Below are 21,773 nucleotides of genomic sequence, written 5' to 3'. Positions count from 1 at the left end.
ACCTAGGGCCGATTATTGTTTTCCGGGCACATTGTGCGGCCAGCCGTTCCTGTTGCTTCAACCCAGGTGGCTGAGCCCAGCCTGTACGTTGTGCGCAAGGTTCTTCAGGCGTGGCCCCAGATCGGCATCGAGCCGCTCCTCAGGCAACGAAAACGACGGCCCGCCACAGTTGAAGGCATAGATTTCGCCGTTTTCCGGCTGCACCAGCGCCACGCCGACGGCGTTGACGTCACGCTCCCAGGTACCGACGGTTTTGACATAGCCGTGCTGCTCGTAATACCGCAACGACCGCTCGATCCCACGACGCACCGTCGGCCAGCGTTCAGCCGCATGGCGCTTGATGTGGTCCATCAAATAGTTACGCTCCGCTTCCGGCAATGCGGCGAGGAAAGCCCGCCCCATGGCCGTCGTACCGACGGGAATCCGCGACCCCACATCCAGGCGCAGGGTCAGGGCGCTGTTGCCGCGCGCATGTTCCAGATAAATCATGTTGAGACGTTCGCGCATGCCCAGGGAGACTGAGGCGTCGACCGTATCCGCCAGTTCCTGCATCAGCGGCCGGGCGATCTGGCGAACGCCGAAATTCGACAGGGTCGCGTAGCCCAGGGCCAGGACGCCGGTACCCAGCGAGTAACGCTCCAGCCGTTGCGAGTACGACAGGTAGCCGAGCCGTGTCAGCGTATAGGTCAGACGGGTCACCGTCGGTTTTGGCAGGCCGGTACGGCGGGCGATTTCCTGATTGCCGAGAAAGCCTTCGCCCGGTTTGAAGGCCCGCAAGACCTCCAGGCCCCGCGCCAGCGCCGTAACGAATTTACGATCCTTATCGCCGGTTTCGGGGTCGACGGCCAAGTCCAGTCCCAAATCCGAAAATGCATTGATAGGGTCTTTACCCATGATCAGGTCCTGTGAAAACAACGAGTGTCGCCGCCGGCCGACAAAGCGCTCAAAGCCGCTGCCAGCCTCAATCCGGCACACCGAGCGAACGGTTGCATTGGACTCTGTCACGGCCTATGCTGTCTGTCAAGTTTGCGAAACCATGTTTTGCACAGCGAAACAATCGCCACTTTAACGATGCGGAGGCTTCCATGCTTGACGCTTACATCTACGACGGCCTGCGCACGCCGTTCGGTCGCCATGCCGGCGCCCTGGCACCGGTGCGACCGGATAACCTGCTGAGCTATGTCCTGAAAGCACTGGTCGAGCGAAACGGCTTCGAGGCTGCGCGCTATGAAGACGTGATCGCCGGCTGCACCAATCAGGCGGGAGAGGATGCTCGCAATGTGGCCCGCCATGCCGGACTCCTGGCCGGGCTGCCGGTGGAAACCGCCGGTCTGACCGTGAACCGGCTCTGCGGCAGCGGACTGGCCGCTGTCATCGATGCCGCACGCGCCGTCACCTGCGGTGAAGGCGACCTGATCCTGGCTGGCGGCGTGGAGAGCATGAGTCGCGCGCCCTTCGTGATCGCCAAGAGCGAGAATCCCTACAGCCGCCAGTTCACCGCCTTTGACAGTACCATCGGTGCCCGCTTTCCCAACCCGGCCATCCAGGCACAATACGGGGCGGACACGATGCCGGAAACGGCGGACAACGTGGCCCGCGATCTGGACATCAGCCGCGACGCCGCAGACCGCTACGCCGAGAACTCCCAGGCCCGCTATGAAGCCGCCCGCGCCGAAGGCTTCTTCATGGGCGAACTGCTTCCCATCGAGGTCCCACAGGGACGCAAGCAACCGCCCCTGATGGTGAGCGCCGACGAGCATCCCCGGCCGGGAACCAGCGCCGACAAACTGGCCCGCCTGCCCAGCCTGTTCGAGGGTGGCGTGGTCACGGCAGGTAACGCCTCGGGAATCAATGACGGCGCCGCAGCACTGGTGATCGGCTCCCGCACCGTCGGCGAACAGGCCGGAGTGCGACCGCGGGCACGTATTCTGTCTGCCGCCGTGGCAGGGGTGCCGCCGAGGGTGATGGGGCTGGGGCCGGTCGCTGCCTGCCGCAAAGCCCTGGCCCGCGCCAACCTCGCACTAAGTGCCATGGATGTCATCGAGATCAACGAAGCGTTCGCCGCCCAGGTGCTAGGATGCGCCAGGCAACTGGGCATCGACGGCGACGACCCGCGCCTGAACCCGAATGGCGGGGCCATTGCCGTCGGTCATCCATTGGGCGCATCGGGCGCACGCCTGACACTCACCGCCCTACGACAATTGGAGCGTAGCGGTGGGCGCTACGCACTGGTTAGTCTCTGTATCGGTGTCGGCCAGGGTATCGCCGCCGTCATCGAGCGTGTTTGATCCTAGGGTCTATTTAACGTTTGCTGAGCACGAGGACATCGCATGAAACCCTTTACCTGGGAAGATCCCCTGTTGCTGGAACACCAGCTCACCGAAGAAGAGCGCATGGTGCGCGATGCGGCACATGACTACTGCCAGCAAAAACTGATGACCCGTGTGCTGGAAGCCAACCGCCACGAGATCTTCCACCGGGAGATCATGAATGAGATGGGCGAACTCGGCCTGCTCGGGCCGACCATTCCGGAGGAGTATGGCGGCCCCGGCGTGAATCATGTCAGCTACGGACTGATCGCCCGCGAAGTGGAGCGGGTGGATTCCAGCTACCGCTCGGCCATGAGCGTGCAGTCCTCTCTCGTCATGCACCCGATCTATACCTTCGGTTCCGAGACGGTACGCCGCAAATACCTGCCCAAGCTGGCCAGTGGCGAGTGGGTTGGCTGCTTTGGCCTGACGGAGCCGGATCACGGCTCCGACCCCGGCAGCATGCTGACCCGCGCCGAACGTGTCGACGGCGGCTTCCGTCTCAACGGCGCCAAGACCTGGATTACCAACAGCCCGATCGCCGACGTCCTGGTGATCTGGGCCAAGCTCGACGGCCAGATCAATGGCTTCGTTGTCGAACGTGGCATGGCTGGGCTGGAGACACCGAAGATCGAAGGCAAGTTCGCCCTGCGCTCCTCGATCACCGGTCAGATCATGATGAGTGACGTCTTTGTCCCCGAGGAAAACCATCTCGACGTCACAGGCCTGAAGGGCCCCTTCAGTTGTCTCAACAAGGCCCGCTTCGGCATTGCCTGGGGCGCCTTGGGCGCCGCCGAATTCTGCTGGCACGCCGCGCGCCGCTATACGCTGGATCGCAAGCAGTTCGGCCGTCCGCTGGCCGCCAACCAGCTGATCCAGAAGAAGCTGGCCGATATGCAGACCGAGATCACCCTGGGCCTGCAGTCCGTACTGCAACTGGGCCGCCTGATGGATTCCGGCGACTGGGCGCCGGAAATGGTTTCCCTGCTCAAGCGCAACAATTGCGGCAAGGCGCTGGACATCGCCCGCACGGCCCGCGATATGCACGGCGGCAACGGGATCTCGGACGAATACCACGTCATCCGCCACGTCATGAATCTGGAAGCCGTGAATACCTACGAAGGGACCCACGATATCCATGCACTGATCCTGGGCCGTGCCCAGACCGGGATTCAGGCCTTCATGGCCTGACGTCAGGACCGGGGCCGGCGGCGACTCAGCCGCCAGCCCGTTACATGGAAATACTGCCCTTACGAAAATCGCTCACGGCCAAATGCAGGTTGATGCAGACGGCCGTCCCCTGATCCGCAACCCGACACGCCTCGTCCAGCGCCGCCGGTACCTCCTCGTTACGCGTCACCAGGATTCCATGACCGCCATAGCCTTCCGCCACCCGCTGGTAGTGGGTATGGCGCAGATCGGTGCCCACACTATCGCCCAGCATCTCCACCTGCTCCCGGGCAATCTGGTTCCAGCGGGCATCACAGCCGACGATAGCGATAGGCGTCAGACCCAGCCGGCGACAGGTATCGAATTCGGCCAGGCTGTAGGCACTGGACCCGTCACCATAAATCAGCCAGACCCGACTGCCCGGACGTGCCGAGGCCGCTCCCACGGCAAAACCGCCGCCCACTCCCAAAGTGCCGTATACGCCGGGATCGAGCCAGGCAAGCGGGCCACGGGGACGCAGGGTATAGGCGCTGGTCGCCACAAAATCGCCACCATCCACCACCAGGATGTCGTCCGGCCCGAGGCGCGGGTCCAGCGTCCTGAAGAACATCAGCGGATTCACACCCTCGCCCGAAACTGCCGCCTGAGAGTCGATCTCCGCCTCCCGAGCCACTTCATTCTGGCGCAGATGCGACAGCCAGTCCTCACAGTCCGGAGGTGTCGCCACCCGGTCCGCCAGCGCACACAGGAAATCGCCGGGATGATCAAGTACCGGCACCGTGGGTTTGCGGTTCAACAACAGATCGTGCAGCGATAGATTCACCGACACCAGGGTCGCCTTCTTACCGAAACCGCGGCCGTATTTCAGGCGAAAATCCATCGGGAAACCACAGACGATCACCAGATCCGCTTCTGCCAGCGCCTTGCCGCGATGATGACGGAACAGCAACTCGTGGTCGGCACCGAGCAGGCCGCGGGACATGCCCCCCGTCCACACCGGCATCCCCAGCCGCTCCACCGCCCGGGCGATCTCCCAGGCCTGGGCCATGGTCCGGTTGACCAGTACCTGCGAGCCCAGCACCAGGGCCGGACGGCGCGCCTTCCGCAGACGATCCACCACCTTGTGCATCTGACGCGCCGCATGCCACTCCGCCGCCGGACGCGTCAGCCGGTGCATATCCACATGCAGGGGCAGGCTGGGCTGCCGCTCCTGCCGCCACAGATACAGGTCCAGAGCGCCACGCAACAGGTTGCCCACCGGTCCTTTCAGCTTTTTCAGTCCGGCCTGGTCGGCGTAGAGATCGTGGACCAGGTGACGCGGGTACAGCAGGTCAATCGGCGCCTCGATAAAGACCGGCCCGGGCACCCCTTCCACCGCCACACGCAGCGCATATTTCATCGCCTCGTCGAGCTGTGCCAACGTACCAACCGACGTCTGCCACTTGACCAGCGACGCCATCAGCGACTGCTGGTCGATATCCTGCAGCGACCCCCGGTTCTTGAGCACCGTCGGCGTAGCACCACCGATAATGATCACCGGCGACTGGGCCATCTGGGCATTCTTCACCGCCGTGATGGTATTGGTCACCCCCGGCCCCGCCGTCACCGCCGCCACACCCGGCCGACCGGTAAGCCGCGCCATCGCATCCGCCGCAAAGACCGCCGACGCCTCATGCCGCACATCGACAACACACAAGCCCAAGCGCCTGGCCTCAACCAGAATCGGCGAGATATGCCCACCACATAAGGTGAACAGATGCGAGATGCCTGCGGCGTGCAGATGTTCGGCGATGATCTGGCCGCCGGATTTGACGTCCCCCATGACGATTCTCCTTTCACCGGGCGAGTCGAAGAAAACTCACTATGGGCGCTGGATTTACCTGGGGACAACCCGTCTGGATCAAGTAAGGCAAGGAACCTTTCATTAGTTTGATATCAGTCAGGATCCCGCACGATCGCAGTCGGACCGGCAGAGCTGCCCCGATGCCGGGCACCTTGGTCTACTCCGGAATTCCTGTAGAATCTTCGCTCCAGGGATAAACACATGTAGGGAGACAACCTTGTATTCTCGTCATCTTGTCGCGAGTTTTTGCCTGTCGCTGGCACTCCTATCAGGCTGCGACGCCAATGCCCAAACCCTCAAAGGCAGTTCGGCAGCCGATTCAGATCAAACCCGCTGCATCGTTGATACCGCCGCGTTCAAGCACCTTCCACGGCAGGTACTGGTCGGCACCGACATCCAGCAACGGTCCGATTTTCCTGCCGCCTCCGCCTTTACCGGCAAACACTATCAAGCAGAAATGGGAGGAGCCACGCTGACCCTCTCGATCGAGCGGGACGGCCGTTCGTTACGCGTGCAGCGCACCTATCAGGAAGCCGGGATGGCCGCCGCCAAACGCACCTACGAAGCAGTGTGTCGACAGGGTGATTTACTCGACGGGACATCGCTCAAAGGCATGTTGGTGCGGGGCGGGCTGCTGGTCTTGGAAACCCACAGCGGTGTAGAAGGGATTCCCGGCGACCTATGGGTCCTGTATCACCCCACTGCGCCAAGGAACGATCATCGAAAAGGAACTTCGCAATGACCTACAGACAAACCTTACGTTTTGGCGCCAAGGGCCAACCGGTCGCATTGCTCCAGAATGCGCTCAATCGCCTTTTGGAACCGTCACCACACCTGGCACCTGATGGCGATTTCGGCAAGCGCACACTAGCCGCGATCAAACGATTTCAGGCCGAATCCGGCACGACACCCGATGGCATCGTCGGCGCCAGGACCTGGGAGGCACTTGAGCATGCGAAGGCTTCCCAAAGCACGGAGGTGTTACCTCAATTCAGGCTCGCCGATATCGCCGCCACCTTCATCGGTGTCTCGGAGACCGGCAACAATCGCGCAGGGAAAAGCGCAAGGATGCTGAAGATCTTTCAGGCCGACAACCTGGTCATCGATGGACATACTGACGGTTACCCCTGGTGTGCCGCTTTCGTTTCACTATGCGTGCAGCAGCTATGCAAACAGACGCCCTATTACGCATCACTGGTTCCGCCCCGTGAAGCCTCTGTCAGCCGTTTTCTTCACGTTTGGGCGAAGCACCAGAAATGCCTGATATTCACCCCTTCCAGTCAGGTTTTTAAACCCATCAAAGGTGATATCGTCGTCTTTACCTTTTCACATATCGGTATTGTCGAATCCGGAGAAAGCAGCCTGATCACGACCATCGAAGGGAACACCAACGACGCTGGGAGTCGCGAGGGCGTCAAGGTCGCCAGAAAAAAGCGCCCCAGCAGTATCATTCGCACCTTTATACGACTTCCAATGACAGCGACTGGCGTCACCACCACCTTAGCTCCTACTATCTCAGCCCTGAGCTAAGACATTTGAGGAAAACATGAACTCCAAACCCCTCACCGGCATTCGCATTCTCGACCTGTCCCGTATTCTCGCCGGCCCCTGGTGTAGTCAGCATCTGGCCGACCTCGGTGCTGAGGTGATCAAGGTTGAGCATCCGGTTCGGGGCGACGACACCCGGCATTGGGGTCCGCCCTGGCTGGAGGGTGAGGGGGAAGCCGCTTATTTTCTGAGTGCGAACCGGGGCAAGCAGTCTGTTGCCGTGGACATCGCTAAGCCCGAGGGGCAGGCCATCGTGCAGGCGCTGGCGAAGCAGTGCGATGTGGTGCTGGAGAACTTCAAGGTTGGCGGCCTTAAGGCTTACGGGCTCGACTATGCGAGCCTGAAAGCGATCAACCCCGGCCTCATCTACTGCTCGATTACCGGCTTCGGCCAGGACGGCCCCTACGCACACCGGGCAGGCTACGATTTCATGATCCAGGGGATGGGCGGCCTGATGAGCCTGACCGGCCTGCCGGACGACCAGCCCGGCGGCGGCCCCATGAAAGTGGGTGTCGCGGTGACCGATCTCTTCACCGGGATGTATGCCGGTACGGCGATACTCGGCGCACTGTTCCAGCGGGAGCGTAGCGGCGAGGGCACCCATATCGATCTCGCCCTACTCGATGTGCAGGTGGGCGTGCTGGCGAATCAGGCACTCAACTATCTGGTATCGGGCCAGCCGCCGGGACGGATGGGCAATGCCCATCCCAACATCGTGCCCTACCAGGCTTTCGCCACCGAGGACGGCCACGTCATTCTCGCCGTCGGCAACGACAGTCAGTTCCGCCAGTTCTGCCGGGTCGCCGGACAGGAAGCGCTGGCAGACGATCCCCGTTTCGCCACCAATCGCGAGCGCGTCACCCACCGTGACGCCCTGCTGGCCATCCTCGAACCGCTGATGCAATCGCGCACGTCACAGGCCTGGCTCGATGGACTGGAAAAAGCCTCCGTACCCTGTGGCCCGATCAACAAACTCGACGCCGTCTTCGATGACCCGCAGGTACGACATCGCGGCATGCGCCTCCATCAGGATCACCCCCAAACTGCCGACCTCAATCTCGTCGGCAACCCCGTCCGCTATGACGGACAACCCCAGAATGCGGATACGCCTCCCCCGCTGCTGGGCCAGCATACCGACGAGGTGCTCGGTGAGCTGCTCGGCTACACATCTGACGAAATGGCGGCCTTGCGTGAGCGTGGCGTGATTCGTTGAAGGCCTGCCATCACCCTCATCCCGTGGCGAGCCCCTCGTATCACTGTTATTATTACCTGTAGCTATAGCAGGTCATAAACCATACTTATAATTGCTTGCGCGCTGTCTTCCTCACCCCTATGTGTCCAGCTGCTGGGCACAGGTGATTGTCGTGACAGCACGTCAGGCAGGCGGCGCAGAATCCGGCTCAATGAAGCCGGGGGTGGGGGAAAATGGTCAGGGCAAAGAAAGTCCAGGGCGATCCGGAGGCGTTGGCAGCCAAGGATCGTAATTTCGTTACCGCGCTGGCGCGTGGTCTGGAGTTGCTGCGGGCCTTCGGGCCGGGCGACGATTTCCTTGGCAATGCCGAACTGTCCGAAAGAACGGGCATCCCCCGCCCCACCGTTTCACGTCTCACACATACCCTGATCGAACTCGGCTACCTGCGTTACTCGGAACGGCTGGAGAAGTACCAGCTCGGCGCCGGGGTCCTGGCACTGGGTTATCGCTACCTGGCCAATATGGGCGTGCGGGAGATTGCACGCGGCGCCATGCAGGAACTGGCCGATGCGACCGACTGTCTGGTGGCCCTGGGCACCCCCGACCGCCTGCAGATGACCTATATCGAAACCTGTCAGGGAGCGGGCCCGCTGGTGCTTCGCCTGGAGATCGGCTCACGGATACCCATGGCCACGAGCGCCATGGGACGCGCCTATCTCGCGGCCCTGCCCGAAGACCGCCGCGATCAGTATCTGGAACAGTTCCGTACCGCCTACCCGGACGATTTCAACGAGATCCGGCACCAGATCAAGGATGCCGTCAAACAGTATCGTGAAACCGGATTCTGTATGTCGATCGCCGAATGGAACAGCCATATCAGCGGTGTCGGCGTTCCCCTGGTCCTCGATGGCGGCAGCCAGATCCTGGCCTTCAACTGCGGCGGTGCCGCGTTGCGCCTGAGCCGTAAGACGGTGGAGAAAAAGCTGGGACCAAAGCTGGTCGCCATGGTGCGCAAGGTGGAAGAACAGCTGAATGGGCGACGGCTGGAACAGGCGTCCTGAGCCCACAAAAAAGGCGCTGCCCAACACCGTCTCCGGTATCAGGCTAGCGCCCTGAAGCACCTTCCACGAAAGTGCCGGCACCCTTAATCCGGCTGCCTGAAGAACACTTAACACATCCAAACTCCGACGGGACCTATCCCCCCGGTAAGCCCCGTCGTGCGTCCGCAGAATCAATAGGACACTAGAAGTCCCAGATCATGCCCATCGACAGCGACTTGGGATCGTCGCCGGCCTTGGTCGGGTAGATGCTCTGGCCATGGTTCGGACCACCCAGGCCATAGAGCCCGTTCTTGCCATTACGCGTATACGCATAGACAAGATACATCGACACCTGCTTGTCGAAGTGGTGCTTCATGCCCACAACATATTCGTTGGCACCGGAATCTTCGACCTTGCCGCCGGAGCAGTTGATTTGCGAATAGGTAGCGTTGATCGCGCAATTGGACATCGGAGAGCTCAAGTCACCCGCGTGAATCCAACTCGCCATCAGGTCGTTGTTACCCGGCACGGCCTGGCTGAAGCCCAGGCTGTAGGCATTCCGGGTGTAGAGTCCGTTTGACCGCTCCCACACCGCAATCGCCGTGGTGCCCGATGGGATGTACTCGTAGCTGGCAGCCAATTCCAGAGCCTTCAGGCGCATCTTGTCGCTGGGTGGCAACTGACCGACCGACTCTGCCGAATCATAACTGACGGGCACGGACTTGCTGAGTGCCGAGATATACTTCTCGATGCCGGTGGTATTGCCCTGGACGTTGATCTGGCTGTAGTTGACCAGCCCTTTGATGGCGCTGGTATCGTTGAAGGTTTTGTCGTAACGGATACCCCAGGACCAGGCATTGTTGTGCTGGTTGGCGTTGGGATAGCCGTAGGACTCGCCCGAACCGGCAATATACCCCACACCGTAAGTGTTATAGGTACCGAAATCCCCGCCGTTGGCATCTTCGGTGTAGGAAATCACACTGTCGACTCCGTTCCACTTCGGCGACGTGTACGACATGGCATAGTTCGCCTGCCCTGCAAAGCTGATGGCCGGCTCGCCACTGGGACCGCCATTGGGGAAGTTGGCCGTGTCGATGATCGAATTGAAGTCGCCGACGGTGTCCTTGAACATGTTAAAGGGTCGCGACAGGAAGGCGCCCTGGTTCTCGAAAGAAGGCTGGAACAGCAGGACACCCAGCGGGTTGGCGATACCGAAGTAGGTATCGTGCAGACCCACGTTCTTGCTGACGTGATTCCCCCGTCCGTAGCTGTTGTTGACGCCGGTCTGACTACCCGGAAGGGCCAGCTCGACCTGGAATATCGCCATAAAGGCACCCGGCACCAGATGCTCGCCGGTGAAGCCGATATTGGAGTTGTTGTTGGACATGTTCAGCGCGCGCGAAGGCGTGCCTGCCGCTTCGCCGTAGCTGATATCGTTGGGGACACTGGCACCACCGGTGTCCGAGTAATCCACCGATCCGTGAAGGTGAGCGTGGACCTTGATATTCAGTTCGCTCATGACACTTTGACCATCTCCCGCGGCCATAGCCCCTGCGGGAGCCACGAGCAGACCGGCCAAAGCCGTGGCCAGGTATTTTCTCTGCATCTTGATGTCCTCTATTGTCGTTGTTTTGAAGTGCGCACTGGCTGCGCCCCATCCTTATTGGATGAGTCAGTCACCGCCGCGTCGGCAGGTCTCATGAATGGGGGCGGCGGCTGTCGTAACCGCCCCGCTGCGCCGACCGCGGCCGAGATGCTTGTCAAAGGATGCAAGGGCGGGAATCAGTTCCCGGCTTTCTGTTTTTCCTCCTCCTGAAGAAGACGCCACATCAGCTTGCCGGTTCCCGAACGCGGCAGGCTGTCACGGAATTCGACAACTCGCGGGGCCTTGTAGGCCGCCATGTTTTCGTGGCACCAGGCCACGACAGACTCTTCGGTAATGTCATTGCCCGCATCGGCACGTAGCACGACCACAGCCTTGACCGTCTCACCCCGGCGAGGGTCCGGGGTCGAGATCACGCAGGCCTCCTGAATGGCCGGATGCTTGTACATCATCGACTCGACTTCGGCCGGCCACACCTTGTAGCCCGAAGCGTTGATCATGCGTTTGACGCGGTCGACCAGGAAGAAGTAACCCTCTTCGTCGTAATAGCCGAGATCGCCGGTGCGGAAGAAGGACTTGCCGTCGATCTCGATGAAGGCCTCCCGGGTCGCATCGGGACGATTCCAGTAGCCCTTGAAGACCTGCGGGCCATGGGTCACGATTTCGCCGGTTTCACCGACACCCAGCTCCTGTCCCGAGGCCACATCGATGATCCGGCAATCCACATCGAACACCGGAATCCCCAGGCACTGGGCCTTTGGATTGTCCGGCGGATTGATATGGGTGGCGGCAATGGTCTCGGACAGGCCGTAACCCTCGATATAGTGAAGGCCGGTCATCTCGAACAACCGCGCCTCTATCGCCTGGGGCATTGCCGCACCGCCGCCACCGATGGCTCTCAAGGTGGAAAGGTCATAGTCCCGGGCCTTGGGATCGGACAGGAAGTCGATGACCATGGTGACGATGTTGCGCCATTCGGTGACGCCGTAGCGCTGGATCAGTTCGCCGGCGGTGTAACGGTCCCAGCGCGTCATCAGCACGATGGTGGCACCGACATAGATGGGCGCATTCATCGACACCTGCATACCGGTGACATGAAAAAACGGCAGCGTGGCCAGGGTGACCGAGTCAGCTGTGGCCGGCGTCCAGGACACCGCGCCCACCACCGTAGCCATGACGCTGCGATGGGTATGCATGCACCCCTTGGGGGCGCCGGTGGTGCCGGAGGTATATGGGAAGACGCAAAGATCCTCGGGGCCGACCGACAGCACCGGCGGCGTCCGCCCGGCATCCATCACCTGGGACCAGAGCAGGACGCCGTCACGGCTCATTTCCTGCCGTGGGGCCGAAACCGCCTCTGGCAGGTTGAGGTCGGTTTCCCGGGTCAGGTAATCCGAGTAGGCCGCCACCACCGCCCGCGTAACCAGGCCTGAATCCAGCAGAGGTTCAAGGTTGGGATACAGCTCCTGACCACAGAGTGCGACGGTCGCCTCGGTGTCATTGGCGTAATGCTTGAGTTCTTCCGTCAGGTTCATCGGGTTGACGGGGATGACCACTGCATTGGCGCGGAGGATCGCGTAGTAGGCGATTATCCACTGCGGGCTGTTCTGCATATACAGCAGCACCCGGTCGCCCTTGGCGACGCCCAGGTCTTTGGCCAGAAAACCGGCCAGGGTGTCCACCTGCTGCTTGAGCTGCCCGTAGGTCAGGGTGCTGTCGTAGAAGATAATGGCGTTCTTGTGCGGATAACGCGTTGCGGAGACCTCCAGGTTGAAGGAAAGACTGGTCTCCGGCAGGGTCAGATGATGCGGCGCCGTACCGGGCCAAACCTTCTTGTGGCGATCGAACATCGGTGTTCCTCCTCATAAGCCCTTCGCATGACCTGGGCTGTTGTTGTTATGTCGAGGAGAGGCCCAAGGGGCCCCGGGATTCTATGCGATCGGACATGGAACGATGACCCGGCTCCACACATTGCCTGTACCGTCGAAGGTACGGGTCGCCCCGACCGGAACCAGCGACCTACAGGTCTTGCCGGTTCGACACTGGGCTCAATCTGGCATGGAATTAACAGAGCGTCAATTTAACTGGAATTTAGTTTTACTATGCGGAACAGGCTGTATACCAGCCTTCACGATGACGAGGATCACTTCGTGGCCGGAGAGACTGCAATTCCGGCAGACGGAATGGACTTCCGTTTTAAAATGGACGACAACGGGCGTTCTGACAACCCAATTCCTCATTCAGATCAAGTCAACCCGGGCCGGCCCAGACGGAAGGGGCCTCGGCAGCCCCACAGGAAGCAAGGTGTCAGTGAGGGGCGTTTTTCCGGCGCAGGGTGCTGCGCGCGAAGAGGTTTATCAACAACGCAATCAGGGTGGTCAGAAATGCTGCCACGTAAGCCAGCTGATGGGCCGCGGCGGAGGGTTCGCTGATGAAACTCCAGATTACGTAGGTCAGGTAGCCAACCGGTTCGTGAAAGAAGTGTCCGTTCCAACTGTAGTTGGACCAACCGGCGGTATAGATCAGTGGTGCAGTCTCCCCCATCGAGATCGCCGCCGCATAAAGCACGCCGTTGAGGATCTGCGGAACGCAGCTGACCAGCACGACACGGAATATCACCGTGCGGTCACCGGCGCCCAGTGCGTAGGCCGCCTCCCGGATATTGCCGGGCACCTGCAATAACGCCATTTCGCTGGTACGCGCGATGTAGGGAACGATCATCGCTGCCAGCGTGATGCACCCGGCCAGCAGGGAAAACTGCCACCCCAGGTAGTTCACCATGGCGATATAGCCGAACATCCCCAACACAATCGAGGGCACGCCGATCAGGACATCGCAGAGGAAACTGAACAGCCGTGCTGTCTTCAGATACTGGTATTCGGACAGGAAAATACCGGTGACGATGCCGACCGGAGCCGCAATCAGCAAGGCGCCAAACGTGACCAGGACAGACCCTTCAATGGCGTTGATCAGGCCGTGATAGCTCTGGGTGGTCTGGGTGAATGTCGCCCAACTGATATTGGCGCCACCGCGAATGATCACGAAAGCGATGATGGCCACCAGCGTCATCGCCAGCAGCCCAAACATCAGGGCCATCAGACTCCAGCCGATCGTGCTCGCCAGCAAACGCCAACGGTAAGCGGCGCTGTTGGGACGGAAAACCGGGGTAATCCCCGGTTCGCTGGACACGTAACTCATGGTCAGTCCCTCGCCAGCCAGAGCAATCCCCGGGCCGCGACATTGACGATCAGGGTGATGGCAAACAGGATCAATGCAATCTCGGCCAAGGCGTGCTCAGCCATACCGGACGCATCCTGCAGGGCGCTGTCGAGCTGCGACACGATAAACGACGCCATGGTCGAAATGGGGCTGTAGATATTATGCGGCAGATAGCCGAGGGCGTTGCCACTCACCATCAACACCGCCATGGTTTCCCCCAGGGCCCGCCCCAACGCCAGGATACCTGCGCCGATAATGACGCGGCGGACGCCGGGAATCACGGTTTTCACGAGGACCTCGAAACGGGTCGCACCCAAGGCCAGCCCCGCCTCGCGCTGCACCATGGGAACGTTCTCGATGGCGCCGCGCACCGTCGACGTAATCAGCGGCGCAATCATCACCGCCAGCACCACCGATGAGGTCAAAAGACCGTATCCGGCGCCGGTTGGCGGTTGGAAAAAGGGGATATCGCCAAGGACATGCGTCAGTCCCGGATAGATGTAATGATTCATGAAGGGAACCAGCACAATCAGGCCCCATAGTCCGAACACCACGCTGGGCACCCCGGCCAACAACTCGACCATCAGGGATGCGGTGTTCTGCAGACGCTTGGGCACCATTTCCGCCAGGAAGGCAGAAGCCGCCACTGACACCGGCAAGGCCAGCAACAGGGCGATAAAGGCACTCGACAGGGTACCGACAATCAGGAAGCCGATCCCGTAATCGGCGCCGGGCGGCACTTGCTGCCCATTGACCGTCACCAGATCGCCGTATTCGTTACCCAGGTTCCACTGGTTGCTCACCAGGAAATGCCAGCCGTTGAAACGCATGGCAGGCCAGCTGTCGATCAGCAGGAAAATAACGATCGCCAGCAGCACCAGCGGGATAATGGAGGCACAGGCAGTTACCCCCCACCGAAACCATGTGTTTCTCTTCATGCGAAACCGTCGTCTGACATCGATAGGCCGGAGAAAGGGACCCCGCCCGTTATTCCGAGGCTAACGGGCGAGGCCAAACCGGACGTGCCGGATCAGTGGATCTTGGCGATCTGTGCGCGCGTCAGTTCCGCCGCTTTCTGCGGCAGCGGCATAAAGTTCACCGGCTTGAGGAACTCACTGGCGTTGCCGCCTTTCGTACTTACTGCCCAATTCAGGAACTGCTTGAGCGGTGCCGCCATGTCGCCCTGATCGGCGCTGACGATGGTGTACTCGTAGTTGATGATCGGGTAAGCGTTATGGCCCGGCGCAAAGATCAGGCTGACACGCTCATCCTTCGGCGTTTTGGGCACCATGGCGGCCGCTGCAGCCGGCACTGTCTCCACGGTGGGCAGCACGAAGTTGCCGGAGCGGTTCTTCAGCTTGGCTTCGCCCAGGCCGTCCTTGTCGATCTGACCTTTATAGCTGATACCGATGTAGGCCACGCTGTAGGGGTTGTCCTTCAGCGCCTGCACCATACCCGGGTTACCGGTGGCGCCGATTTCGCCCTGAACGGCAGGCCAGTTAACCGTGGTGCCGTAGCCGTATTTCTTGTGCCAGTAGGGGTGGCTGAACGACAGGTACTGGGTGAACAGGAAGGTGTCGCCACTGCCGTCGCTGCGATGTACCGGCACGATGCGGTGATGTGGCAGGTCCACACCCGGGTTCATGCGCTTGATGGCGCTGTCATCCCAATAGGTGGCGGTGCCTTCATAGATGCGCGACAGAACGGGGCCGCTCAGCTTGATGTGCTTGCCGTTCAGGCCCGGCAGGTTGTAATTCACCATCTGGGACGAGATCGCCACCGGAATGTTGAGCATGTGAGGATGCTTTTTCATCATCGCGCCGCTCAGGTAGGCGTCGGAGCCACCCAGTTGCACGTTACCGGCGATCGACTGGGCGATGCCGGTACCGCTACCGGTGCTGGCAGCGTTGATCTGTACGTCCGGGTGCGCCTTGCTGTATGCCGGTACCCACAGGTTGAACAGCGGGTAGAGCAGGCTGGAGCCGGTTTCCTGAATGGTCGTCGTCGCGTTGGCAGCGCCGATACTGGCGGTTGCCAGGGTCGCCGCAAGAACACCCTTGATCACCAGCGAACCGGTGCGCAGGCCTTTGGCCTTGAACATGCCTTTCATCTTGATACCTCAGTCTCTCGTTTATGCGTTCTATCGATAACAACGGGATGTCGGATCGCTGCAGCATCCTTACCGGTGGCCGAAAAGGCCGGATCCCGGATATGCCCGCTCTATCCTGGCGGAAATGACGGGGTCCCGGACGCCCGATAGATTGGCGTTTGGGCCATGACATTTCGGTGACAGCGAGACTGAGGTTCTTGACCTGGAGCATGATGCCACACGGATGAGGGACGGCAGGAGGCGATCCAATCGGGTTTTCACGGTGGTGGGGAGAGGCAGCCGCCGATCAGGCAGGCTTGACGCCAACGGGGTTGAAGGCATACCTTCGTGCTAGCGGAATTTAACGGAACTAGGTTTTGCACTGCGAAACAAAGGGCGCCCCGCCATCAAACGGGCAGGACGCTATACAACACGCCGACTTAGCGTGCGTAGCGGTAGGGCTCGGTTTCCGAGCGCCGCAGCTTTCCCTGAAGATGCAGGTGGTGCAGGTGAGCGATACTCTCCCCCATGGCGAACAGGATCGAATGTCCGTCCAGCTCGCGCTTGAACAGTACCGGCAGAACATCCGCCGCAGTCTGGGGCTTGTCGCAGGCGTCCAACAAATGCTGCAGGTGCACACGATGATGTGCCGCCAGGGCATCAAGCCGATGATGCAGGCCGTCGAAGACCAAGCCATGGGAAGGCAATACCCGGATCGACGCGGGCAAGGCGGACAGCCGTTCCAGCGATGCCAGATACAGCCCCAGCGGGTCGATACTCTCTTCCCCCGGACGCATGCTGATATTGGTGGAAATACGCGGCAACACCTGATCACCGGAGATCAGCAGGTCGCCGCTCTCGCTGGCCAGGCAGATATGCTCCGGTGCATGCCCACGTCCGATGATCACACGCCACTGACGGTCACCCACGGTGATGACATCGTCATCCCGCAGGAAGTGCACGGTTTCAGGCAAACGCTTGACCATACGACGGTATCCATTGCCGTGACGGCGAAGCCCCTCGAGCAGATCACCGTTCAAGCCGTGCGAAACCATCATGTCCGCCATGCGGGCGCTGGACTCTTCGTCGCTGACCGACAGCAAACGACTGGCCAACGCGTATTCCTCCTCCGCCATCCAGACCGGCGCCCCAAAGTGCTCCGACAACCAGGCGGCCTGCCCCACATGATCCGGGTGATAATGGGTCACCAGGATCCGGCGCAGCGGACGACCTTCCAGGGCCGTCTCGAACAACGTCTGCCAGACCGGCTGGATCTTCGTGTAACCGATGCCGGTGTCGACCAGGGTCCAGCCATCCTCATCGGCCAGCAGCCAGACATTGATATGATCCAGTGCAAAAGGCAGCGGCAGGCGCAGCCATCGCACACCCGGCGCGACTTCGCGCCATCCCCCCGGCACCGGCGCTTCAGGCCAGGGGTAATACAAACCATCAGACATTATCGCTCCCCGATCCCCTCGGAAGGGGTACATAATCGACCCAGTGGCCGTCTCGCTTTCAGTCGTACCGTATCTAGCCGGTCGTTCTTAACCAGGCGTTCTCAGCCGAATGTTCATCGCTAAATGTTCCAGGCTAAACGCTCTAAAAAAGTAGGAGGCTCAATGCACGTGCCCACGGAAACCCTTTCGCAACGCCCCACCGACATATCCGAAGCGGAATGGCAGGTCCGCATGGAGCTGGCCGCCTGTTACCGGCTGGTCGCCCGTTATGGTTGGGACGACCTCATCTTTACCCATCTGTCGGCCCGGGTACCCGGGCCGGAACATCACTTCCTGATCAACCCGTACGGTGAGCTGTTCAATGAAATCACCGCGTCGTCACTGGTCAAGGTCGACGAGGACGGCCAAGTGGTCGATGCCGATCCGGAGAAACGCATCAACCCGGCAGGCTTCACGATCCATAGCGCCGTGCACATGGCTCGTCCGGAAGCCGGCGCGGTGATGCATCTCCACTATGCTCCCGGCGTCGCCGTATCAGCCCAGGCCGATGGTCTGCTGCCCCTGAGTCAGACCGCCATGCTGGTGCACAAGCATGTTGCCTACCACAACTATGAAGGCGTTGCGCTGAATCTCGACGAGCGGGAGCGCCTGATCCACGACCTGGGCGACAAGCCCATCATGCTGCTGCGTAACCACGGCACCCTCAGCGTCGGCCGCAGTGTTCCCGAAGCCTTTATCTGGACCTACTTCCTAATCAAGGCCTGTGAAATCCAGGTTCAGGCCCAGGCCAGCGACAATCTGCATTGGCCGAGTCAAGCGGCCATCGACACCACCTATGAACAGTCGGAAGGCTTACCCGCCATTGCAGGACTGGCCTGGAAAGGACTGATCCGGCAACTCGATCGCGAAGACCCGTCCTACCGGAACTGAACGCGGAGTGACAGACGGAGGCGCTCCGCTCAGGCGCGGGGCGCTTCCCGGTTGGCCAGCAGCATGCCGATCAGGGCATAAATCGAAGACAGGTGCGGAACGGCCACATCATGCTTTCTGGCCAATCGCACCACATTGCCGAGGATGGCTTCCACTTCCATGGGCCGGTGATGCAGGAAGTCTTCCGCCATACTGTTCTTGTAGGGCGGCATCTGCCGAGTCTGCTCCAGAATACCGTCGATCAGACTCAGGTCCAGAGCCTGGCCTTCAGCCGCCGCCACCAGACAGACCTCCTCCATCAGAGAGCGGATAAAGGCCTCGCTACCCGGCGCATTGAGCATGGTCTGGGTATCCGCGCCACCGGCGAGGACCGAGGTCGGATTAAATGCCACGTTCCAGACGCACTTACGCCAGCGCTCACGCAGCACGTTGTCACGCACCTTCCCGGATACGCCACCCTTGTCCAGCATCGCCGCGAACTGCTGTACGCCCTCGCCAGCACCCAGCGGGTAGTCGCCCAGCACCAGATGCCCGTAGGCCTTGTGCTCCAGGTGTGCCGGTGCGATCCGCGTTACGGCGACAAAGGCCAGCGCGCTGATAAGTGGGTTGGAAGGAAAGGCCGCTGCGATCTCCGGCTCGATATCGATCCCGTTCTCGATCATCACGATCGTCGTCCCGGGTCCGACAGCCCCCCGGATCAGGGCCGCACGGTCAAGACCGTCCACCACCTTGACGGTCAACAGCAGGTAATCCGGCGGCTGTGGGCAATCGTCGGCCTGACGATAAACCGCACCCGGCCGGTAGGACAAATCGCCAAGTGTGCTGTCGACCCGGATACCGTCACTGACGATGCGGTCATAGTCGGAACGACTGACCACGGACACGGCGGCTCCGGCGCGATGCAGTATGGCGCCATAAAAACCGCCGACAGCTCCCGCCCCCACCACCAGCACACTCGGTTGTTGCATCCTGTTTACCTCTTTAACCTGTTGAACAGGGCGAACTCAGGCCGTCTCCATCAGGTCGCTGAAACGTTCCAGATGGAAATCGACATCGCCCAGTTGATGATCGATCATCACCAGCCGCTTGGCATAATGCGGCAGACTGTATTCCCAGGTCATACCGATACCGCCATGCAACTGAATAGCCTCTTCCGCCACGTGCCTGCCGGCCTTGCCGATCAGGCACTTGGCCGCACTGAGGACCCGCTCCCGCTCCTCGCGCCCGGCATCCAGACTGCTGGCCGCCAGGATGGCCATGGAGCGCGCCTGCTCCAGCTCGATGCGCATATCCACCATACGGTGCTGTAGCGCCTGGAACTTACCGATGGGCACACCGAACTGCTTGCGCTGCTTGAGATAGTCCAGCGTGAGGTCGCAGGCCACTTCCATGGCACCGACCGCTTCGGCACACAACGCCACGATAGCACGACCCACCGCCTGTTCGATCAACGCATAGCCCTGGCCGGGCTCACCCAGGCATGCTGTGCCGGGAACCTCGACAGCATCCAGCGCTATTTCGGCGGCACGCAAGCCGTCGATGGTGGGGTAACCGCGCCGCGTAACGCCCTTGGCCGCCGCATCCACCAGGAACAGGCCAATGCCGTCCTCGGCGCCAGTATCCCCTGAGATGCGGGCAGAGACGATAAGCCATTCGGCGCTGTCGCCATGGGGAACCACGGCCTTGCGGCCGGTCAGCCGGTAACCGTCGCCCTGCTTTTCCGCACGGGTTTCGACCTGGGATAACGCGTAGCCCGACGTCGGCTCACTATGGGCGAAACTGGCGATCAGGTCACCACCGATGATGCGTTCGACGTATTCGGCTTTCTGCGCCTCGGTACCCGCAGCGTCCAGCAAGCCGCCCGCCAGGACCACCGTTGCCAGGTAGGGCTCGAGGATCAGGCCACGGCCAAATGCCTGGGAGATCAGCATCAGCTCCACACCGCCACCGCCGAAACCGCCGCTGGCCTCGGAAAAAGGCACACCCAGCAGCCCCAGGTTGGCATATTGGCGCCACATTTCCGCGCTAAAGCCCTGCTCGCTGTCGAGCAGTTTCTGGCGCTCCTCGAACGTGTATTGCTCACGGACCAGGCGGTCGGCCGTATCCTGGAGCATGCGCTGTTCGTCAGTCAGTGAAAAGTCCATGCCCTGCCTCCTAAAGTCCGAGAATCATCTTCGAGATGATGTTTTTCTGGATTTCGTTGGAACCACCGTAGATCGACAGCTTGCGGCGATTGAAGTAGTCGGCAGCCAGGGCGGCCCCGTAGTCAGGACCCACCGGCTCGACCCCGGAACCGGCATCCAGCGCTTCGGAAACAAAGGGTAAGGCATAGGGACCCAGCGCCCGGCGCAGCAGGTCGGTGATTTCCTGGCGCACGACGGTGCCCTTGATCTTCAGCATGGAGCTTTCGGGACCGGGGACACCGCCGTTCTGGGCTGCCGCGACCACCCGAAGGTTGGTGATTTCCAGCGCCATCAGGTCGATTTCGACATTGGCGATACGGGCCCGGAACAGGGGATCTTCAATCAGCGGGCGACCGTTCTTGAGCTGCTTGCCCGCCACGTACTTCAGGTGGCGCAAGGCCTCCTTGGCATGACCGACGCCGGCAATACCCGTGCGCTCGAACGTCAACAGGTACTTGGCACAGGTCCAGCCCTGCCCTTCCTCGCCGACCCGGTTGGCCACCGGCACACGAACGTCTTCGAAGAAGACCTCGTTCACCTCGTGCTCACCGTCGAGCGTGATAATCGGTCGCACGGTAATGCCCGGCGTCTTCATATCGATCAGCAGGAAGGTAATGCCCTCCTGCTGCTTCACGGTGGTATCGGTTCGCACCAGGCAGAAGATCATGTCGGCGAACTGGCCCAGAGTGGTCCAGGTCTTCTGCCCGTTGACGATATAGTCGTCGCCGTCGCGCACCGCGCGGGTCTTGAGTGACGCCAGGTCAGAACCGGACCCCGGCTCGGAGTAGCCCTGACACCACCAGTCGTCGCTATTGAGGATGCGCGGCAGGTAATACTGCTTCTGCTCCTCGGTACCGAAACGCAGGATCACCGGCGCCACCATGTTGACCCCAAAGGGAATGATGGGCGGGGCATTGGCCGCGGCGGCCTCCTCCTCGAAGATATGCCGCTGCACGGGGCTCCAGCCGGTGCCGCCGTACTCTTCGGGCCAATGCTGGGCAAGCCAGCCACGGCTGTTAAGGGCCTTGTGCCAGTTCACCATATCGTCTTTATCCAGACGCTGGCCGGCAGCAACCTTGGCGGCAATGGTTCCAGGCAACTTGTCGCGCATGAAGGCACGCACTTCCTCGCGGAAGGCCTGCTCTTCGGCGGTGTAATGCAGATCCATCGGATTCTCCTCGTCAGTCAGT

At 61.1% G+C, this 21,773-nt stretch carries 18 protein-coding genes; 7 read left to right on the top strand and 11 right to left on the bottom strand.

Going from position 1 to position 21,773, the window contains the following annotated elements; translation table 11 throughout:
• Positions 1 to 57: 57 nt before the first annotated feature.
• Positions 58 to 894, bottom strand: coding sequence for an IclR family transcriptional regulator (locus CLR77_RS06865; RefSeq protein WP_097459887.1), 837 nt, complete (start codon positions 892 to 894; stop codon positions 58 to 60).
• A gap of 191 nt (positions 895 to 1,085) precedes the next feature.
• Between CLR77_RS06865 and CLR77_RS06860 the strand changes: the two genes are divergently transcribed.
• Positions 1,086 to 2,288, top strand: a complete 1,203-nt coding sequence (locus CLR77_RS06860; protein WP_097459886.1) for a 3-oxoadipyl-CoA thiolase — start codon at positions 1,086 to 1,088, stop codon at positions 2,286 to 2,288.
• A gap of 42 nt (positions 2,289 to 2,330) precedes the next feature.
• Positions 2,331 to 3,500, top strand: a complete 1,170-nt coding sequence (locus CLR77_RS06855; RefSeq protein WP_097459885.1) for an acyl-CoA dehydrogenase — start codon at positions 2,331 to 2,333, stop codon at positions 3,498 to 3,500.
• A 40-nt stretch (positions 3,501 to 3,540) separates the two neighbouring features.
• Here the strand turns inward: CLR77_RS06855 and CLR77_RS06850 are convergent, their stop codons facing one another.
• Positions 3,541 to 5,301 (bottom strand): thiamine pyrophosphate-binding protein, encoded by a 1,761-nt coding sequence (locus CLR77_RS06850; RefSeq protein WP_097459884.1) that lies wholly within the window; start codon positions 5,299 to 5,301, stop codon positions 3,541 to 3,543.
• 238 nt (positions 5,302 to 5,539) lie between these two features.
• Between CLR77_RS06850 and CLR77_RS06845 the strand changes: the two genes are divergently transcribed.
• The 4 genes from CLR77_RS06845 to CLR77_RS06830 all read left to right on the top strand — a co-directional run bounded on the left by CLR77_RS06845 (position 5,540) and on the right by CLR77_RS06830 (position 9,123).
• Positions 5,540 to 6,064: a hypothetical protein gene (locus CLR77_RS06845; protein ID WP_097459883.1), complete on the top strand. Its 525-nt coding sequence runs from the start codon at positions 5,540 to 5,542 to the stop codon at positions 6,062 to 6,064.
• Positions 6,061 to 6,852 carry a peptidoglycan-binding protein gene (locus tag CLR77_RS06840; RefSeq protein ID WP_097459882.1) on the top strand — a complete coding sequence of 264 codons (792 nt, stop codon included), beginning with the start codon at positions 6,061 to 6,063 and terminating at the stop codon, positions 6,850 to 6,852. Before CLR77_RS06845 ends, CLR77_RS06840 begins: the two co-directional genes overlap by 4 nt.
• 16 nt (positions 6,853 to 6,868) lie before the next feature.
• Positions 6,869 to 8,083, top strand: a complete 1,215-nt coding sequence (locus tag CLR77_RS06835) for a CaiB/BaiF CoA transferase family protein (RefSeq protein WP_097459881.1) — start codon at positions 6,869 to 6,871, stop codon at positions 8,081 to 8,083.
• 212 nt (positions 8,084 to 8,295) lie between these two features.
• Positions 8,296 to 9,123 (top strand): IclR family transcriptional regulator, encoded by an 828-nt coding sequence (locus CLR77_RS06830; RefSeq protein WP_097459880.1) that lies wholly within the window; start codon positions 8,296 to 8,298, stop codon positions 9,121 to 9,123.
• A gap of 181 nt (positions 9,124 to 9,304) precedes the next feature.
• Here the strand turns inward: CLR77_RS06830 and CLR77_RS06825 are convergent, their stop codons facing one another.
• From CLR77_RS06825 to CLR77_RS06800, 6 genes are all read right to left on the bottom strand, one after another.
• Positions 9,305 to 10,708 (bottom strand): porin, encoded by a 1,404-nt coding sequence (locus CLR77_RS06825; protein ID WP_097459879.1) that lies wholly within the window; start codon positions 10,706 to 10,708, stop codon positions 9,305 to 9,307.
• Positions 10,709 to 10,884: 176 nt separating this feature from the next.
• Positions 10,885 to 12,555, bottom strand: coding sequence for a long-chain fatty acid--CoA ligase (locus CLR77_RS06820; RefSeq protein ID WP_097459878.1), 1,671 nt, complete (start codon positions 12,553 to 12,555; stop codon positions 10,885 to 10,887).
• Positions 12,556 to 13,012: 457 nt separating this feature from the next.
• Positions 13,013 to 13,903, bottom strand: a complete 891-nt coding sequence (pstA, locus tag CLR77_RS06815; RefSeq protein WP_097459877.1) for a phosphate ABC transporter permease PstA — start codon at positions 13,901 to 13,903, stop codon at positions 13,013 to 13,015.
• A 2-nt stretch (positions 13,904 to 13,905) separates the two neighbouring features.
• On the bottom strand, positions 13,906 to 14,862 hold the full coding sequence (gene pstC / locus CLR77_RS06810; protein ID WP_097459876.1) for a phosphate ABC transporter permease subunit PstC: 957 nt from the start codon (positions 14,860 to 14,862) through the stop codon (positions 13,906 to 13,908).
• A gap of 92 nt (positions 14,863 to 14,954) precedes the next feature.
• Positions 14,955 to 16,025, bottom strand: coding sequence for a phosphate ABC transporter substrate-binding protein PstS (pstS, locus tag CLR77_RS06805; protein WP_198962703.1), 1,071 nt, complete (start codon positions 16,023 to 16,025; stop codon positions 14,955 to 14,957).
• 428 nt (positions 16,026 to 16,453) lie between these two features.
• Entirely contained in the window at positions 16,454 to 17,470 is a 1,017-nt protein-coding gene (locus CLR77_RS06800) for an MBL fold metallo-hydrolase (protein WP_097459874.1), read from the bottom strand.
• Positions 17,471 to 17,632: 162 nt separating this feature from the next.
• On the opposite strand from CLR77_RS06800, the gene CLR77_RS06795 reads away from it, so the two are divergent.
• Positions 17,633 to 18,400 (top strand): class II aldolase/adducin family protein, encoded by a 768-nt coding sequence (locus CLR77_RS06795; RefSeq protein ID WP_097459873.1) that lies wholly within the window; start codon positions 17,633 to 17,635, stop codon positions 18,398 to 18,400.
• A 29-nt stretch (positions 18,401 to 18,429) separates the two neighbouring features.
• Here the strand turns inward: CLR77_RS06795 and CLR77_RS06790 are convergent, their stop codons facing one another.
• The 3 genes from CLR77_RS06790 to CLR77_RS06780 are packed head-to-tail and all read right to left on the bottom strand — an operon-like array spanning position 18,430 to position 21,751.
• Positions 18,430 to 19,368 carry a ketopantoate reductase family protein gene (locus tag CLR77_RS06790; RefSeq protein ID WP_097459872.1) on the bottom strand — a complete coding sequence of 313 codons (939 nt, stop codon included), beginning with the start codon at positions 19,366 to 19,368 and terminating at the stop codon, positions 18,430 to 18,432.
• A gap of 36 nt (positions 19,369 to 19,404) precedes the next feature.
• A complete protein-coding gene (locus tag CLR77_RS06785) occupies positions 19,405 to 20,544 on the bottom strand; it encodes an acyl-CoA dehydrogenase family protein (protein ID WP_097459871.1) in 1,140 nt (379 codons plus the stop codon).
• Positions 20,545 to 20,554: 10 nt separating this feature from the next.
• Positions 20,555 to 21,751 (bottom strand): acyl-CoA dehydrogenase family protein, encoded by a 1,197-nt coding sequence (locus CLR77_RS06780; protein WP_097459870.1) that lies wholly within the window; start codon positions 21,749 to 21,751, stop codon positions 20,555 to 20,557.
• Between the last annotated feature and the right edge of the window lie 22 nt (positions 21,752 to 21,773).

Source organism: Mangrovitalea sediminis, assembly GCF_002514725.1.
Lineage (GTDB): Bacteria > Pseudomonadota > Gammaproteobacteria > Pseudomonadales > Oleiphilaceae > Mangrovitalea > Mangrovitalea sediminis.
The sequence above is the reverse complement of the archived record's forward strand: the minus strand, read 5'-3'. Positions and strand labels throughout refer to the sequence as shown.

Excerpts from the sequence above, each read along its gene's own strand:
- pstS (WP_198962703.1), bottom strand. The coding sequence starts at position 16,025 with ATGTTCAAGGCCAAAGGCCTGCGCACCGGTTCGCTGGTGATCAAGGGT.
- CLR77_RS06860 (WP_097459886.1), top strand. The coding sequence starts at position 1,086 with ATGCTTGACGCTTACATCTACGACGGCCTGCGCACGCCGTTCGGTCGC.
- CLR77_RS06825 (WP_097459879.1), bottom strand. The coding sequence starts at position 10,708 with ATGCAGAGAAAATACCTGGCCACGGCTTTGGCCGGTCTGCTCGTGGCT.
- CLR77_RS06785 (WP_097459871.1), bottom strand. The coding sequence starts at position 20,544 with ATGGACTTTTCACTGACTGACGAACAGCGCATGCTCCAGGATACGGCC.
- CLR77_RS06835 (WP_097459881.1), top strand. The coding sequence starts at position 6,869 with ATGAACTCCAAACCCCTCACCGGCATTCGCATTCTCGACCTGTCCCGT.
- CLR77_RS06795 (WP_097459873.1), top strand. The coding sequence starts at position 17,633 with ATGCACGTGCCCACGGAAACCCTTTCGCAACGCCCCACCGACATATCC.
- pstC (WP_097459876.1), bottom strand. The coding sequence starts at position 14,862 with ATGAAGAGAAACACATGGTTTCGGTGGGGGGTAACTGCCTGTGCCTCC.
- CLR77_RS06820 (WP_097459878.1), bottom strand. The coding sequence starts at position 12,555 with ATGTTCGATCGCCACAAGAAGGTTTGGCCCGGTACGGCGCCGCATCAT.
- CLR77_RS06840 (WP_097459882.1), top strand. The coding sequence starts at position 6,061 with ATGACCTACAGACAAACCTTACGTTTTGGCGCCAAGGGCCAACCGGTC.
- CLR77_RS06865 (WP_097459887.1), bottom strand. The coding sequence starts at position 894 with ATGGGTAAAGACCCTATCAATGCATTTTCGGATTTGGGACTGGACTTG.
- CLR77_RS06800 (WP_097459874.1), bottom strand. The coding sequence starts at position 17,470 with ATGTCTGATGGTTTGTATTACCCCTGGCCTGAAGCGCCGGTGCCGGGG.
- CLR77_RS06850 (WP_097459884.1), bottom strand. The coding sequence starts at position 5,301 with ATGGGGGACGTCAAATCCGGCGGCCAGATCATCGCCGAACATCTGCAC.
- CLR77_RS06780 (WP_097459870.1), bottom strand. The coding sequence starts at position 21,751 with ATGGATCTGCATTACACCGCCGAAGAGCAGGCCTTCCGCGAGGAAGTG.
- CLR77_RS06830 (WP_097459880.1), top strand. The coding sequence starts at position 8,296 with ATGGTCAGGGCAAAGAAAGTCCAGGGCGATCCGGAGGCGTTGGCAGCC.
- pstA (WP_097459877.1), bottom strand. The coding sequence starts at position 13,903 with ATGAGTTACGTGTCCAGCGAACCGGGGATTACCCCGGTTTTCCGTCCC.
- CLR77_RS06790 (WP_097459872.1), bottom strand. The coding sequence starts at position 19,368 with ATGCAACAACCGAGTGTGCTGGTGGTGGGGGCGGGAGCTGTCGGCGGT.
- CLR77_RS06855 (WP_097459885.1), top strand. The coding sequence starts at position 2,331 with ATGAAACCCTTTACCTGGGAAGATCCCCTGTTGCTGGAACACCAGCTC.